The organism is Amycolatopsis eburnea, assembly GCF_003937945.1.
GTDB classification, from domain to species: Bacteria; Actinomycetota; Actinomycetes; order Mycobacteriales; family Pseudonocardiaceae; genus Amycolatopsis; species Amycolatopsis eburnea.
Genome location: NZ_RSEC01000063.1, coordinates 447423 through 462922 on the forward strand (window position 1 = coordinate 447423; position 15500 = coordinate 462922).

At 73.6% G+C, this 15500-nt stretch carries 14 protein-coding genes; 8 read left to right on the forward strand and 6 right to left on the reverse strand.

Annotation, left to right across the window (positions count from 1 at the left end; translation table 11 throughout):
- Positions 1 to 19: 19 nt before the first annotated feature.
- A complete protein-coding gene (locus EIY87_RS45790; protein WP_125316345.1) occupies positions 20 to 817 on the reverse strand; it encodes a hypothetical protein in 798 nt (265 codons plus the stop codon).
- A 100-nt stretch (positions 818 to 917) separates the two neighbouring features.
- Here EIY87_RS45790 and EIY87_RS45795 point away from each other — a divergent pair, with 100 nt between their 5' ends.
- Together EIY87_RS45795 and EIY87_RS45800 are read left to right on the forward strand one after the other, a co-directional pair.
- Positions 918 to 2315, forward strand: a complete 1398-nt coding sequence (locus tag EIY87_RS45795) for an ATP-binding protein (RefSeq protein ID WP_125316346.1) — start codon at positions 918 to 920, stop codon at positions 2313 to 2315.
- Complete coding sequence (locus tag EIY87_RS45800; protein ID WP_125316347.1) at positions 2312 to 4276, forward strand: vWA domain-containing protein; 1965 nt, start codon at positions 2312 to 2314, stop codon at positions 4274 to 4276. The genes EIY87_RS45795 and EIY87_RS45800 overlap by 4 nt, the downstream gene beginning before the upstream one ends.
- Before the next feature lie 104 nt (positions 4277 to 4380).
- Here EIY87_RS45800 and EIY87_RS45805 read toward each other — a convergent pair whose 3' ends face one another.
- Complete coding sequence (locus EIY87_RS45805) at positions 4381 to 5712, reverse strand: hypothetical protein (RefSeq protein ID WP_125316348.1); 1332 nt, start codon at positions 5710 to 5712, stop codon at positions 4381 to 4383.
- Positions 5713 to 5839: 127 nt separating this feature from the next.
- Between EIY87_RS45805 and EIY87_RS45810 the strand changes: the two genes are divergently transcribed.
- Entirely contained in the window at positions 5840 to 6601 is a 762-nt protein-coding gene (locus EIY87_RS45810) for a MerR family transcriptional regulator (protein ID WP_125316349.1), read from the forward strand.
- A 67-nt stretch (positions 6602 to 6668) separates the two neighbouring features.
- Positions 6669 to 7907, forward strand: a complete 1239-nt coding sequence (gene mshC, locus EIY87_RS45815) for a cysteine--1-D-myo-inosityl 2-amino-2-deoxy-alpha-D-glucopyranoside ligase (protein ID WP_125316350.1) — start codon at positions 6669 to 6671, stop codon at positions 7905 to 7907.
- Positions 7908 to 7962: 55 nt separating this feature from the next.
- Here mshC and EIY87_RS45820 read toward each other — a convergent pair whose 3' ends face one another.
- Together EIY87_RS45820 and EIY87_RS45825 are read right to left on the reverse strand one after the other, a co-directional pair.
- Positions 7963 to 9594, reverse strand: a complete 1632-nt coding sequence (locus EIY87_RS45820; RefSeq protein ID WP_125316351.1) for an ABC-F family ATP-binding cassette domain-containing protein — start codon at positions 9592 to 9594, stop codon at positions 7963 to 7965.
- A 157-nt stretch (positions 9595 to 9751) separates the two neighbouring features.
- A complete protein-coding gene (locus EIY87_RS45825; protein WP_125316352.1) occupies positions 9752 to 10228 on the reverse strand; it encodes a MarR family winged helix-turn-helix transcriptional regulator in 477 nt (158 codons plus the stop codon).
- Between the two features lie 148 nt (positions 10229 to 10376).
- On the opposite strand from EIY87_RS45825, the gene EIY87_RS45830 reads away from it, so the two are divergent.
- From EIY87_RS45830 to EIY87_RS45840, 3 genes are read left to right on the forward strand one after another with little or no spacing between them, the layout of a single operon-like run.
- Positions 10377 to 10964: an ArsR/SmtB family transcription factor gene (locus EIY87_RS45830; RefSeq protein ID WP_125316353.1), complete on the forward strand. Its 588-nt coding sequence runs from the start codon at positions 10377 to 10379 to the stop codon at positions 10962 to 10964.
- Entirely contained in the window at positions 10961 to 12223 is a 1263-nt protein-coding gene (locus EIY87_RS45835; RefSeq protein ID WP_125316354.1) for an MFS transporter, read from the forward strand. The genes EIY87_RS45830 and EIY87_RS45835 overlap by 4 nt, the downstream gene beginning before the upstream one ends.
- Entirely contained in the window at positions 12187 to 13020 is an 834-nt protein-coding gene (locus EIY87_RS45840) for a metallophosphoesterase family protein (protein WP_125316355.1), read from the forward strand. Before EIY87_RS45835 ends, EIY87_RS45840 begins: the two co-directional genes overlap by 37 nt.
- Positions 13021 to 13054: 34 nt before the next feature.
- On the opposite strand, the gene EIY87_RS45845 is transcribed toward EIY87_RS45840, so the two are convergent.
- A complete protein-coding gene (locus EIY87_RS45845) occupies positions 13055 to 13600 on the reverse strand; it encodes a CGNR zinc finger domain-containing protein (RefSeq protein WP_125316356.1) in 546 nt (181 codons plus the stop codon).
- 38 nt (positions 13601 to 13638) lie between these two features.
- Here EIY87_RS45845 and EIY87_RS45850 point away from each other — a divergent pair, with 38 nt between their 5' ends.
- Positions 13639 to 14574, forward strand: coding sequence for a phosphotriesterase family protein (locus EIY87_RS45850; RefSeq protein ID WP_225440434.1), 936 nt, complete (start codon positions 13639 to 13641; stop codon positions 14572 to 14574).
- On the opposite strand, the gene EIY87_RS45855 is transcribed toward EIY87_RS45850, so the two are convergent.
- The gene (locus EIY87_RS45855) at positions 14575 to 15480 is read right to left on the reverse strand and encodes a PAC2 family protein (RefSeq protein ID WP_125316357.1); all 906 of its coding nucleotides are present in this window, start codon (positions 15478 to 15480) and stop codon (positions 14575 to 14577) included.
- Between the last annotated feature and the right edge of the window lie 20 nt (positions 15481 to 15500).

A 15500-nucleotide genomic window follows, 5' to 3' on the forward strand; every position in this document is an offset into this window, starting at 1 on the left:
ACATTGGGGCGCTTGAGGCTCAGCCTTCGCGCGCCGTCTGTTCCGCGAAGACCCGCACCGCCTCGTTGACCGCCGCGCACCGAGCCGTGCGGACCGCGTCCGACAGCGGCCGCAACGCCTGCGCGCGCAACGTCGAGGCCGAGGCCGACAACGCGCCGCCCGGGTCGTCCGTGGACGCGACCGCCAGGATCGCCGCGATCTCCTCGGCCCGCTGCAGCACCCGCAGGGCGCGCCCGGGGGTGCCGGCCGGCCAGTCGACGTCCGGGCGGGAGCGCAGGTGGGCGGACAGCTCCGCGCGCACGCCCGGCCGGTCCGAAGCCACGTCCAGCGCCTGGAGGGCGCCCGCGCTCGAGCGGATCGCGTCGGTCAGCCCGTGCTCGGCCTCGGCCAGGCCGACGTACTCCGGCCGGGCCGGCGAAGCCAGCGAGTAGACGGTCCACCGGACCAGGCCTTCGGCGATCGGCTCCGGCACGAGGCCGAAGCCGAGGTCAGCGAGCACCACGGCGTCGCCCGCGCGCAAGGCCGCATCGGTGAACGGGCCGCCGCCACCGAGGCCGCGGACGTCGCCCGGGACCGGCAGGACCAGCTGGAGGGATTTCGCTCCCTGCGAACGCAGCGCCATCAGCAGCTGGACGGGGGTGGCCGCCCGGTTGAAGGCCAGCGGCAGCGCGAACGCCTCCGCGGCGGCCGCGTCGGCGGCCACGACGTCGTGGGCTTCACCCCACGCGAGCAGGGCGTCGAGCACATCGTCGGAAGCGGCGGCTCCGTTCAGCCACGCGCTGGACCACACCGCGAAAGTCGCACTGGGACGGCACACGACGCCCTATTTTACCGGCTCGCCCCGCACCGGCAGTGCGCGCCCACGCTGGAGTCGCTCCACGTCGACGGGCCGCCGATCCGGCAGTAGCGTCGAACGGGTGAACGCTGTTCCAGACGCTCTTCCCCGCACCGCCGGGGCCCTGCGCGCGGCCGGGTACGAGCCGCGGCCGATCGCACGAGAGATCCACGACAACCTGCTGACCGCCCTCAAGAACGGCGAAGACGCGTGGCCCGGCATCGTCGGGTTCTCGCGCACCGTGCTGCCGCAGCTCGAACGCGCGCTGCTGGCCGGCCACGACGTCGTCCTGCTCGGCGAACGCGGCCAGGGCAAGACCCGCCTGCTGCGCACCCTCGCCGGCCTGCTCGACGAGTGGACGCCCGTCATCGAAGGCTCGGAGCTGGGCGAACACCCGCTCCAGCCGATCACGCCCGCGTCGATCCGCCGCGCCGCCGAGCTCGGCGACGACCTGCCGGTGGCCTGGCGCCACCGCTCCGAGCGCTACACCGAAAAGCTCGCCACGCCGGACACCTCGGTCGGTGACCTGATCGGCGACGTCGACCCGGTGAAGGTCGCCGAAGGCCGCAGCCTCGGCGACCCCGAGACCATCCACTTCGGCCTGGTCCCGCGCGCCCACCGCGGCATCGTCGCCATCAACGAGCTGCCCGACCTCGCCGAGCGCATCCAGGTCGCGCTGCTCAACGTGATGGAGGAGCGCGACATCCAGGTCCGCGGCTACACGCTGCGGCTGCCCCTGGACGTCCTGCTCGTCGCCACCGCGAACCCCGAGGACTACACCAACCGCGGCCGGATCATCACCCCGCTCAAGGACCGCTTCGGCGCCGAGATCCGCACCCACTACCCCCTGGATGTGGAAGCGGAAGTGGCGGTCGTGAAACAGGAAGCCAACCTCGTGGCCGAGGTCGGCGAGCCGCTGCTGGAGGTCCTCGCCCGGTTCGTCCGGAACCTGCGCGAGTCCACGGTCATCGACCAGCGCTCCGGCGTCTCGGCGCGGTTCGCCGTCGCCGCGGCGGAAACCGTGGCGGCCGCGGCCCTGCGGCGCGCCGCGCTGACCGGTGAGGAACCCGCCGTGGCGCGGCCGGTCGACCTCGACGCCGTCCCGTCCGTGCTGCGGGGCAAGATCGAGTTCGAACCCGGCGAGGAAGGCCGCGAGATCGAGCACCTCGTGCACCTGATGCGCCGGGCGGTCGCCGAGACCGCGCGTGCCCGCTTCGCCGGCCTCGACCTGCGCCCGCTGGCCGACGCCGTCGAGGAGGGCCACCTGGTCGCGACCGGTGAGCGCGTCCCGGCCACGGACGTCCTCGCGGCGCTGCCGGAACTGCCGGTGCTGCACGAGGTCGCCGAGCGCGCGGGCGTGGCCCCGGACGAGCCCGCCGGGCGGATCGCCGCCGCCGTCGAACTCGCCCTCGAATCGCTGTTCCTGGCGCGGCGGCTGGCCAAGGACTCCGACGACGCGACGACCGTCTACGGCCGATGACCGCGGTCCCGCTCCCCGACGGCTACTCCTACGGCCCGTGGCACGACGGGCCGGACCCGCTCGCGCCGCCGGCCGACCTGCGCGACGCGCTCGACGAGATCGGCCGCGACGTGATGGCCGGGACGTCGCCGCGCGGCGCGCTGGAGGAGCTGCTGCGCCGCGGCACCGAACGCACGTCGGGCCTGGACGAGCTGACCCGGCGGCTCTGGCAGCGCCGGTCGCAGATCCAGCGCCGCAACAACCTGAACGGCACCCTCCAGGAGGTGCAGCGCCTGCTTCAGGAGGCCCTCGACGCCGAACGGCGGGAGCTGTTCCCGGACCCGGACGACGACGCCCGCTTCCGCGAGGCCCAGCTGGACGCGCTCCCGCCGGGCACCGCGGCGGCGGTGAACGAGCTGGCGAACTACGACTGGCGCTCGGAGCAGGGCCGGGAGAACTACCAGAAGATCCGCGACCTGCTCGGCCAGGAACTGATGGAGTCGCGGTTCCAGGGCATGAAGCAGGCACTGCAGAACGCCGGGCCCGAGGACGTCGAGCGGATCAACGAGATGCTCTCCGACCTCAACGACCTGCTCGCCGCACACGCCCAGGGCGCCGACGACGTCCAGCAGCGCTTCGAGGACTTCATGGCGAAGCACGGCGAGTTCTTCCCGGAGAACCCGCGGAACGTCGAGGAGCTGATCGACGCGCTCGCGGAGCGGTCGGCGGCCGCCCAGCGGATGCTCAACTCGATGTCGGCCGAGCAGCGCGCCGAACTGGCCGAGCTGACCCAGCAGGCGTTCGGCGACCCGCGGCTCGCGCAGCAGCTGTCCCAGCTGGACAGTCAGCTGCGCGCGGCGCGGCCGGGCGAGGACTGGACGGGCTCGGAGCGCTTCCGCGGCAAGAACCCGCTCGGCATGGGCGAAGGCGCGCAGGCGATGGCCGACCTGGCCGAGCTGGACGCGCTCGCGGAGCAGCTGGGCCAGTCCTACCCGGGCGCGAGCCTGGACGACATCGACCTGGAGGCCCTCGAACGGCAGCTCGGGAAGGACGCCGGCGTCGACGCCCGGCGGCTGTCCGAACTGGAGCGCGAGCTGCGCCGCCAGGGCCTGTTCGAACGGGCGGCCGACGGCACGCTCCGGTTGTCGCCCAAGGCGTTGCGGCGCCTGGGCGAGACGGCGCTGTCCGACGTCGTGAACGCGTTGCGCGGCAAGACCGGCGACCGCGAGACCGAATCGGCGGGCGCGGCGGGCGAACCGACCGGCGCGTCGCGGCCGTGGCGGTTCGGGGACATGCAGCCCTGGGACGTACCCCGCACGATCCGCAACGCCGTGCTGCGTTCGGTGTCGGTGGGGGAGCGCTCGGTCCGGCTGGACGTCGAGGACGTCGAGGTGGTCGAGACCGAACACCGCTCCCGGGCGGCGGTCGCGCTGCTGGTCGACACGTCGTGGTCGATGGTGCAGGAGGGCCGCTGGCTGCCGATGAAGCGCACCGCGCTGGCGCTGCACCAGCTGATCAGCACGCGCTTCCGCAACGACGCGCTGCAGCTGATCACGTTCGGCCGCTACGCGATGCCTGTCGAGCTGCCGGAGCTGATCGGGCTGGAAAGCGCGTGGGAGCAGGGCACGAACGCCCACCACGGGCTGCTGCTGGCCGGCCAGCACCTGCGGCGGCACCCGGACGCGCAGCCGGTGGTCCTGATGGTCACCGACGGCGAGCCGACCGCGCACCTGGAACCCGACGGCGAGGCCGTCTTCGACTACCCGCCGCAGGACCGGACGCTCTTCAAGACACTGTCCGAAGTGGACCGGCTGGCGAAGCTGGGCGCGTCGATTTCGGTGTTCCGGCTCGGTGACGACCCGAGGCTGACGGCGTTCGTGGACCTGATCGCCCGCCGCTCGGGCGGCCGTGTGGTGGCCCCGGACCTGGACGGCCTCGGCGCGGCGGTGGTCGGCGACTACCTGCGAACCCGACGCCGCTGACCTTCAAGCGCCCCAATGTGGCCTTCGGTGCGTCTGACGCACCGAAGGCCACATCGGGTGCGTGAGACGCAACCAAGGCCACATTGGGGCGCTTGGGTGGCGGGCTAGGTGCGGCGGTGACGGCCGTGGTGCGGGCGGTCCTCCTGAGCCCGGTGCAGCGACCGGGCGGCGCGGGCCGTGTCGGGGTGGCCGGTGGGCAGGTACGCCTCGTGGTCGGCCAGCACCTCCACTCCGAGCGCACGCGCCTGCCCACGGGCCCCCTCGGCCACCAGCAGGTCCACCGAACGCCGTCGTAGCCGCAGGACCTGCCCCAGCCGCGGCCCCGCCTCCGCCGACGGCAGTGCCCGGAAGTGCCGCCACAACGCCGCGGCGTGCCCGGCGAGATCCCCGGTGTGCTCCGCGTCCACCACGGCGAACGCCCGGTCCAGGGCCGCGGCCAGCCGGTCCTCGGCGTGCAGCCGGCCGAGGATCGCGCGCCGGGTCAGGCGGTGCATCGTCACGACGTCGCCGCTGATGTCGGACTCCGTGAGCGACGCCGCGGCGAGACCGGCCAGTGCCGCGTCCACCGCCACCGGGTCCGGGCCCACCCGGTGGACCAGCGCAAGCCGGACGCCCGGCGGGCCGAGCACGGCGAGGACTTCCGCGACGGCGGACGCCCGGCCGTCCCGGGCCGCCACCGACCGCAGGGCCGCGATCGTGGTGTCCTCGACGCACGGCGAGTGGTCCTCGCCCGGGTCGCGCTCCAGCGGCGGGGTGCGCGGCAGCCGGTCGAGGTACTCCTCGACGCCCGAAGTCCGGATCACCCCGCCCGCCTGGGCGAGCGCAAGCGGCAAGCCGCCGAGTTCCCGCGCCACGTCGGTCAGGGCGGCGTCGCGGCCCGAGCGCGTACGCAGGAAGGCGACGGCTTCGGACTCGCTGAACCCCGGCACCGGGAGCGTGGCGCCGATGACCTCGAAGTCCGGCACCGTCGTCGTCACGAGCACCCGGGCGCGCGCGGGCAGCCAGCGGTTGAGCGCGTCCGGGTCGGTCGCGCCGTCGAAGACGACGAGGGCGTCGTCGAGGCCGTCGAGCCACGCCAGGCCCGCGCGGGCGGCCGCTTCGGTGTCGGCACCCCGGGCCAGCGCGGCGAAGGCACGCGCGGGTGCCGCCGGGTCTTCGGCCGCCACCCACACCACCGGGTACCGCGCGGCCCGGACGTAGGCGGCGGCGAGGTGCGTCTTGCCCGCGCCGCCCCGGCCGAGCAGGACGCAGAACCGGCCGGTCCGGAACGTCTCGTCGATCTTCGCCAGCAGTGTGGCGCGCGGCACAGCGGCGACCGGCTCGCCCGGGACGGCGCCGGAGACGAACCGGGGACGGGCGCGGCGCCGCGCCAGCACGACCGTCGTGACCAGCGCGAGCACGACGACCGCGGCGCCGACGGCGAGCCCGGTGATCATCCGGCCAGGCTAACCGCGCGTGCCGCGCGACGGCGGTTGCGGAAGGGTGATGCTTGACCCTCACGCCGCGTCAGGCAGCACCGTGGTCGTCGCAAGGGCCGAACGGCCACCGAAGAGGAGGGGACCGATGGGGCATCCGGTGGGCAAGGTCGCCGCGCTGGCCGGGATCACCGTCCGGACGCTGCACCACTACGACGAGATCGGCCTGCTCAGCCCGAGCGGGCGGACCGCGGCGGGGTACCGCAGCTACGCCGACGAGGACCTCGACCGGCTGCAGCGCATCCTGTTCTACCGGGAGCTCGGCTTTCCCCTCGAGACGATCGCGACCCTCGTGGACGACCCGGGCATCGACGCCGACGCGCACCTGAAAAAGCAGCGGGAGCTGCTGGTGGCGCGGATCGGGGAGCTCGGGCGGATGGTCGCGGCCGTCGATCGCGTGATGGAGGCGAGAGCCATGGGCAACGCGTTGACGCCCGAGGAGAAGTTCGAAGTGTTCGGCGAGTTCCGCGAGCCGGACGGCTACGCGGAGGAGGCCGCCCGCCGGTGGGCGCACACCCCCGAGTGGCGGGGTGCCGCCACGCCGTCCAAGGAAGAGCTGGCGGCCGGGGAGGCCGCGCGGAAGGAGTGGGTGGCGCGGCTCGGCGCCGTCCTCGACGCCGGCGGCGCGCCGGACAGCCCCGAGGCGAGGGAGCTGGCCGAAGCACACCGGGAGATGTTGTCCCGCGTGATGGGCGAGTGCTCCTACGAGACGCAGCGGCGGATCGGGGCGCTGTACGTCACCGAGCCGGCGCAGCTGGAGTTCCTGGTCCGGGCCGGTGAGCAGCGTCCCGGCGTCGGCGAGTTCATCCGCGACGCCATCGAAGCGAACGCGGCCCACCGGGAGGAATGACTCCGCCACGTGGGGGAGGAGTCCCACCGGGCGGGAGGGTGCGCGGGGCAGCGCTTACAGTCGGGGTATGCAGACTTGGTCATCGGTCGACGTGCCCCGCATCCCCGGCACCCCCCGCCCGCTGCGGCTCCACGACACGGCCACCGGGCAGATCCGCCCGACCGCGCCCGGCGCCACGGCCCGGATGTACGTCTGCGGCATCACGCCCTACGACGCGACGCATCTGGGGCACGCCGCGACGTACCTCGCCTTCGACCTGGTGAACCGGATCTGGCGGGACAACGGCCACGACGTCCACTACGTGCAGAACGTCACGGACATCGACGAGCCGCTGCTGGAGCGGGCCGAGCGGGACAAGGACGACTGGGTCGTGCTGGGCATGCGCGAGACGGCGCTGTTCCGCGAGGACATGACCGCGCTGCGGGTGGTCCCGCCGCAGCAGTTCGTCGGCGCGGTGGAGAGCATCCCGGAGATCGTCGAGGTCATCGCCAAGCTGCTCGCCAACGGCGCCGCCTACCGGGCGGACGACCCGGAGTTCCCCGACATCTACTTCGACCACTCCGCGACCGGCAAGTTCGGCTACGAGTCGAACTACGACGAGCCGACCATGGCGAAGTTCTTCGCCGAGCGCGGTGGCGACCCCGACCGGCCCGGCAAGCGCCACCCGCTCGACGCGCTGCTGTGGCGCGTCGCCCGCGACGGCGAGCCGTCGTGGGAGTCCGAGCTGGGCCCAGGCCGCCCCGGCTGGCACATCGAGTGCAGCGCGATCGCGGTCAACCGGCTCGGCCTCGGGTTCGACCTGCAGGGCGGCGGCTCCGACCTGATCTTCCCGCACCACGAGTACAGCGCGGCGCACGCCGAAGCCGTGGCCAAGGACGGGCAGTTCGCCCGCCACTACGTCCACGCCGGGATGATCGGCCTCGACGGCGAGAAGATGTCCAAGTCCCGCGGCAACCTGGTGTTCGTCTCGCGGCTGCGGGCCGACCAGGTCGACCCGGGCGCGATCCGGCTGGCCCTGTTCGCCGGCCACTACCGCGCCGACCGCCCCTGGACGGACTCGCTGCTCGCCGAAGCCGAGACGCGGCTGGCCCGCTGGCGCGAAGCCGTCTCGCTGGCCACCGGCCCGTCCGCCGAGGCGACGATCGCCCGGCTGCGCGACCACCTGTCCGACGACCTCGACACGCCGAAGGCCCTCGCCGCGATCGACGCGTGGGCGACCGAGGCCCTCCGCCGCGACGGCGCGGACCCCACGGCCCCGGGCCTGATCCGCATCGCGGTCGACGCCCTCCTCGGCATCGCCCTCTGAAACCCGCTTGGGGCGTAGCTTTCACGTGAAAGCTACGCCCCAAGCGTATAACGGCCTATACCGCGGTGGGGTGGCCGTCAGCCAGTTCCAGGTGGTCGCCGGACCAGTCGCGGCGCAGCCAGCGGTCGTGGGACGCGATGACCACCGCGCCCGGCGCCGTTTCGAGCGCCGCGAACAGTTCTTCCGCCAGGGTCAGCGAAATGTGGTTCGTCGGCTCGTCGAGCAGGAGCACGTCCGGCGGTTCGGCGAGCAGGATCGCCAGCGCCAGCCGCCGCCGCTGCCCGACCGAAAGCGCGCCGACGGGCTGCCGCAGGTCACGGGACGCCAGCAGGCCGAGCCGGCTCAGCGGGGGAGCGTCCTCGCCGAGGGCGTCCCGGTAGACGCGGGCCGCGGTCCGCTCCGGTTCGTCGAACGCGACGTCCTGCTCCAGCAACCCGACCCGCACGCCGTGTCCGAAGTGGACCGTGCCGGCGGCGGGTGCCAGCCGGCCGGCCAGCACCGAGAGCAGCGTCGACTTGCCCGCGCCGTTCCCGCCGGTGACGAGCAGCCGCGCCGAGCCCTCGACGTCCAGCCGCGGCAGGCTCAGCCGGCCCGGGACTTCCAGTCCGCGCACCGAAATCGCCGGTCCCTCGCCGCTCGCCCGGCCGGTGAGCTCCGCCCGGAACCGCAGCGGCGCCGGGGGTTTGCGGACCTGGTCGCGTTCCAGGTTCTCCAGCCGCTGCTCGGCGTCGCGCACCCGCCGCGAGATCGTCTTCTGCACGCGGGCGCCCTTGAAGGCGTGGATGAACTTGTCGTTGTCCCGCGGCCCGCGCCCGTAGGCGACGTTCCGCGCGGTGACCGCGACGGTCTCCCGCAGCTCCTTCAGCTCCTCCTGTTCTTCGGCGTAGCGCTGCTCCCACCGCGCGCGCTCGGCCTTCTTGTGGCCGAGGTAGTCGGAGTAGCTGCCGCCGTAGCGGACCGCGCCGCCGGCCTGCCGGTCCGCCGCGGCCGGGTCGAGGTCGACGATGTCGGTGCAGACGGCGTCGAGGAACACCCGGTCGTGCGAGGACAGCACGACGATCCCGGTCAGCTCGGCGAGGTGGCGTTCGAGGAAGGCCATCGCCGAGTCGTCGAGGTGGTTGGTCGGCTCGTCCAGCAGGAGCGTCGCCGGCTGCCGGACGAGCAGCGCGGCCAGCCCGAGCCGGGACCGCTGCCCGCCCGAAAGCGTGCCGAGCCGCCGGTCCGGTCCGACGCCGCCGAGGCCGAGCCCGTCGCAGACGAGCTTCGCGCGGCGGTCGGCGTCCCAGAGGTCGTGGACCTGCGCCCACTCCAGGACGCGGCCGTACTCCTCAAGCACGGCTTCGTCGTCGGGCCGGTCGGTCATCGCCGCGGTCAGCTCGTCGAGGCGGGCCGCGGCGGACCGGATCTCGGCGAGGGCGTCGTCGAGCACATCGGCGAACGTCGCTTCGGCGCCGAAAGGCAGTTCCTGCAGCAGGAACCCGACGTCGGGGCCGCGGAGCACCTCGCCGGAGCGCGGTTCTTCGAGCCCGGCGAGCAGGCGCAGCAGGGTGGACTTGCCGCTGCCGTTCTCGCCGACGAGGCCGAGCCGCTGCCCGGCCGACGCGGTCAGCGAGACGCCGTCGAGCACCACGCGGGTGCCGTAGCCGAAGACGACGTCCTTGGCCTGCAGGGGAAAGAGGGTTGACATTGCGCATCACCGGGCCCGATGAGAAGAAGCGGATACCCCGCCGGGCGTCGTGGCACGCGGGAGCGTCGGGCTCGACCGGGTGCCGCCTCGGAAGCGGGATGGGCTCGGTTCAGTTCTTCATAGTGAGAACAAGTTAACGCAACAACCGTAGAGTTAGTCAACGGGTTATGGCCTGCGTCACATCCGGCAGGTCGGCGGTCGACCGCTCGGCGGCCGCGGTGCCGTCGGTCAGGAACTCGAGCAGGGCCGTCAGCTGGCGGCGGTCGAAGCGCGCGAGCCGTTCGCCGACGAACCGGGCCATCGGCGCGTAGAGCTCGGCGAGTTCCGCCATCCGGTCGGGCAGCGGCCGGACGACGAGCCGGCGCCGGTCGGCCGGGTCCGGCGCGCGCTCGGCCAGCCGGTGCAGCGCCATCCGGTCGAGCAGCCGGGTGAACGCCCCGGTGGACATCCCGAGCAGGCCGGCCAGCTCGGTCGGGGAGTCGCTGACGCCGCCGTGGAGCAGGTGCAGGCAGTGCAGCTCGGTCGGGGTGACGCCCATCCGCTCGGCGACCGCGGCGTGGAAGAGCGCGGTCGAGCCCACGAACCGGGGGAGGGCGAGGGCGGCGGCGGTGGCGAGTTCGCGCTGGTCGGGCAACGTCCATCCAAGGTCGGGTCACGGCGCAGTCACTGCCCTGGGCAGCTGCTGCGTGGCGAACGATAGCGCAGCCGGTTGACAAAGCCGCAGGCGGGACCAAGTATGAAAGAACCCTTTCGAAACAACTCTTTCAGAACTGGGGTGACCGATGGCCGGGCTGCCGCCGCGCAAGCGGATCGAGGACGTCGAGCTGCTGCGCGCGCTGGCGCACCCGCTGCGCTCGGCGCTGCTCAACCACCTGACCGCCGTCGGCCCGCGCACCGCGAGCGAGTGCGCGGAAGCGGTGGGCTCGACGGCGTCGAACTGCAGCTGGCACCTGCGGCAGCTCGCGCAGTACGGGCTCGTCGAGCGGGCCGACGCCGAAGACGGCCGCGAACGCCCGTGGCGCGCCCGGCAGGTCGGCCTCGAGGTGGGGGAGCTGGCCGAGGACCCGGCCCACCGCGCCGCGCAGCTCGGCGTGGTCGGCGCGACGCTGAGCCACGAGCAGGAGCTGACCCAGCGGTACCTGGACTCCCTCGACGACCTCGACCCCGCCTGGCGCGCCGCGACCGGGATGTCGACGTACGCGCTGCGCGTCACGCCCGCGGAGCTGACCCGGCTGACCGAGGCGATCGACGCGCTGGTCCGGCCGTACGTCGGCGCGATCCGGACCGACGCGCCGGCCGACGCCGGATCGGTGCACCTCGGCCTCCGCGCGTTCCCGCGCATCGAACATTCGGGGAAGGCGGAGGCGTGAAACAGCTGCTGGGGGTGCCCGCGTTCGCGCGGCTGTGGGTGGCGGCGTTCTTCGGCGAGACCGCCGAGTGGATGCTGCAGGTGGCCTTGCCGGTCTACGTCTTCCAGCGCACCGGCTCCGCCGCGACGACGGCGCTGAGCATCGTGCTCGGCCTGCTGCCCGCGGTGCTGCTGAGCCCGGTCGCCGGCGTCGTCGCCGACCGCTGGAACCGCCGCGCCGTGCTGTTCGGCGTCTGCTGCGGGCTCGGGGTCGTGGCGCTCCCGCTGCTGGCCGAGCCCGCCGTTCCGGTGGTCTACGCCGTGATGGCCGCGCAGGCGGCGCTGGCGTCGGTGTTCGAGCCGGCGCGCAACGCGCTCGTCCCGGAGCTGGTCGGCGTCGCCGACGTGACCGGGGCCAACGGGCTGATGAGCGTGAACGGCAGCGTCGCCCGGCTCGCCGGCGGCTGGGCGGGCGGCGCACTGCTGGGCTTCGGCGGGCTCGCCGACGTCATCACGGGCTACCTCGTCGTCCTCGTGGTCGCCGCGGCGCTGCTGGCCAAGCCGTTCCGGCGGGTGGCCGCGCCCGTGCCCGCCGCCGCACGCGAACCCGTCGTCCGGGCCTGGCTGGACGGTCTGCGGGAGCTGACGCGCGACCGGCGGCTGTGGCGCACCGGCCTCGCGCTGGTGTGCACGTCGCTGGCGCAGGGCATGTTCCTGGTGCTGTTCGTGGTGTACGTCTTCGACGTGCTCGGCGGCAGTGAAGCCGACGCGGGCCTGCTGCGCGGCGTGCAGGCGATCGGCGGGCTGGCCGCCGGCTTCGCGCTGGCGACCGTGGCGCGGCGGGTGGCGCCCACGGCGTTGCTCGGGTGGGGCTCGCTGGCGATGGGCGTTCTGTCCGCGGTGATCTGGAACCTGTCGCCGGCGACGACGGCGCTGGGCGTGTACGTCGGGTTGTTCGCCCTCGCCGGCGCGCCGGGCGTGGTCGTCGGCGCCGGGGCGCTGTCGGAGATCCAGAGCGTGGTCACCCCGGAACGCGCCGGGCGGGTGCTGAGCACGACGTTCGCCGTCATGGCCACCTGCACGACCGCCGGCGCGCTGCTGGCGGGCGCCCTCGTCGCGGTGACCGGGCCCGCGGTGCTGCTGAACGCGCAAGCCGGGGTCTACGTGCTCGCGGGCGTGCTCATGCTGGCCCGGATTCGCAGGTTTCGCGAAGTCCCCGTGAACGCGGTGGCTACGGTGGAGGGGTGCCGCACCTCTTCGCCACCAGCGACCTCCACGTGACCCACGAGGGCAACGCCCCGATCCTCGACTCGGTCGTCCCCGAGACGGCGGACGACTGGCTGCTCGTCGCCGGCGACGTGGCCGAGCGCGCGGACGCCACCATCGGGACGCTGAAGACCCTGCGGGGACGGTTCGCGAAGGTCGTCTGGGTGCCGGGCAACCACGAGCTGTGGACCACGAACAACGACCCGTGCCAGCTGCGCGGCCAGGCTCGGTACGAGCACCTCGTCGAGCGGTGCCGCGAGATCGGCGTCCTGACCCCGGAGGACGAGTACCCGGTCTGGGAGCACGGTGCGCGGCCGCTGACCATCGCGCCGCTGTTCCTGCTCTACGACTACAGCTGGCGGACCCCGGAGGCCGAGGGCAAGCCCCTGGAGGAGGCCCTGCGCCAGGCGCGCGAGGCCGGCGTCGTCTGCACCGACGAGTACTTCCTGCACCCGGACCCGTACCCGAGCCGGCAGGCGTGGTGCGCGGAGCGGCTGAAGATCAGCACCGAACGCCTCGACGCGATCCCCGAGGACCACGGCACGATCCTGATGTCGCACTGGCCCCTGCACCGCCACCCGACGGCGCCGCTGTACTGGCCGGAGTTCGCGCTGTGGTGCGGTTCGACGAAGACCGAGGACTGGCACGTGCGGTACCGGGCCGAGATCGCGGTGTACGGCCACCTGCACATCCCGCGCACGACCGAGGCCGACGGGGTGCGGTTCGAAGAGGTGTCGCTGGGTTACCCGCGGGAGTGGCGGAAGCGGGCGCGGGGCGCGGTACCGATGCGCCGCATCCTCTGGCCGTCCTGACGCCGGAGCGTAGCTTTCACGTGAAAGCTACGCGTCACCGTTCGGTGCGGCGCCGTTCCCGCAGGGCACGCACTCGGCCGCGGCTCGCGCACGCCGGGGACGGGCACCAGCGCCGGCGGCCGCCCGGGTCCGCGAACACGCCTCGGCAGTCCTGCTCCGGACAGGCGCGCAGGTCGTGCCGCAGAGGTCCGGTGAGCCAGTCCGCCGCTTGGTGGGCCAGCCGCGAGAAGGCGGCGGACGCCGTCGGCGGGGCGCTGCGGTGCAGGCGATCGAGTGCGGCCAGGTGCACCGGCTCCGGTTTCAAGAACCGCGTCAGCGCTGAGACCTGCTCGGCGGTCGGCGCGACGCCGTCCACCGCGCCCAGGGCGAGCGGCCGCAGCGCCTCCCGAAGCTCGTGGGCGGTGGCCAGGTCGAAGCCGGTCACCGGCACCTGCGGGGTCAGCTCCACGAGGGCGAACCACTCGCGCAGCCGCTCCACGGTCGGGAGGCGCTCGATCGGGTGCGGTCCGAAGTGGCGGCCGCGGGTGGCGAGCAGGTTCAGCCACGGTGCGCCCATGTCGAGGCGGAAGTCTTCCGGCACCTCGTCAGCGTAACGGGTGAGCCGTTACACTCGGCGGGGTGACTGGGGAACCCAAGGTGCGCACGCTGCTCGGCGACATCGATCCGGCCGCGCTCGGCGTCACCGACTCGCACGACCACCTCTTCTTCGCCTCGAAACTCCTCCCGGGCGAGGAGCTGGACAGCACGGAAGCTGCCCTCGAACAGCTGATCCGGTTCCGGGCCGCCGGCGGGGCGAGCGTGGTGCAGTGGACGCCGTTCGGGCTGGGCCGCCGGACGCGGGAACTCGCCCGGTTCTCGCGGGAGACCGGGGTGCACGTCGTCGCGGCGACCGGGCTGCACCGGGCCGCGCACTACTCGCCCGCGTTCCTCCACCAGGTGGTCGACGACCTGGTCCGGCTCTTCGTCGCCGACCTCGTCGAGGGCACCGGGCCCGCCGACCTGCCGGAGGACACGCGGGAGCACCGGGCGGGGCTGATCAAGGTGGCGGGCGCGTTCCACACGATCGACGCGCACGCCCGCACGACGCTGACCGCCGCCGCGGTGGCGCACGGAGAAACCGGTGCGCCGATCGCCGTCCACCTGGAACACGGCACCGCCGGGCTCGAGATCGCCGAGCTGCTGTGCGGGACCCTCGGCGTGCCCGCCGACCGGGTGATCCTCGGGCACCTGAACCGGCACCCGGAGCCGCGGATCCAGCGCGAGATCGCGGAAACCGGCGTCTTCCTTGCCTTCGACGGGCCGTCCCTGGCCAACCGCGCCACCGACTGGCGGCTCGCGGACTGCCTCGAAGCGCTCGTCGGCGCCGGGCACGGCGGTCAGCTGCTGCTGGGCGGCGACACGACGACCGCCACGGCCCGCCGGGAGCCCGGTGGCCTGCCGTACCTGCTCACGACGCTGGCCCCGTGGCTGACGAAGCTGCTGGGTGGTGACGTCGTCACGGCCATGCTGGTGGCGAATCCCGCCCGGGCGTTCGCCACCAGCTGGCGCGGGTGACTAGCGCAGGCCGAAGCCTTCCTGTCCGCCGCCTCGGCCGCGGCGGCGCAGGTAGCGTTCGAACTCCGCGGCGATCTTGTCGCCGCTGACGTCCTGTTCGGCGACCTCGCTCTGCGCGTCGCCGCGCTCTTCGAGGCCGCGGACGTACTCGCTGATCTCTTCGTCCTCGTCGGCCATCTCGCTGACCGTGCGCTGCCACTCCTCGGCCTGCTCCGGCAGCGCGCCGAGCGGGATCTCGACGTCGAGGATGTCCTCCAGCTTGTGCAGCAGCGCCAGCGTCGCCTTCGGGGACGGCGGGTGCGACACGTAGTGCGGCACCGCCGCCCAGATCGACACGGCCGGGATGCCCGCCTGCACGCAGTAGTCCTGCAGGATCCCGACGATGCCGGTCGGGCCCTGGTAGTTGTTCAGGTCGAGGCCGTAGAGCGACGCGGTGTCCTTGTCGTACGCCGTCCCGGTGACCGGGACCGGCCGCGTGTGCGCGGTGTCGGCGAGCAGCGCGCCGAGCGTCACGACGGTCGCGATGTCCAGCTGCTTGATGTGCTCCAGCAGCTCCGCGCAGAACGCGCGCCAGCGCATGTTCGGCTCGGGGCCCTGGACGAGGACCACGTCGCGGTCGAACCCGTCGGGGCGGCACACCGACAGCGTTGTCGTCGGCCAGTCCACCCGGCGGGTGACGCCGTCCACCATCCGGACGGTCGGGCGGCTGACCTGGAAGTCGTAGTAGTCGTCGGGCTCCAGTTCGGCCAGGGGCGTGGCGTCCCAGTTCAGCTGCAGGTGCTCCACCGCGCGGCTGGCCGCGTCGCCGGCGTCGTTCCAGCCTTCGAAGGCGACGACCATCAACGGTCGGGTGGGTTCGGGGCGGTCGCCGGGCGGCCGCGGGGTCTCGTCGACGGGCTCACTCACCGGACCAGCCTACGACCACC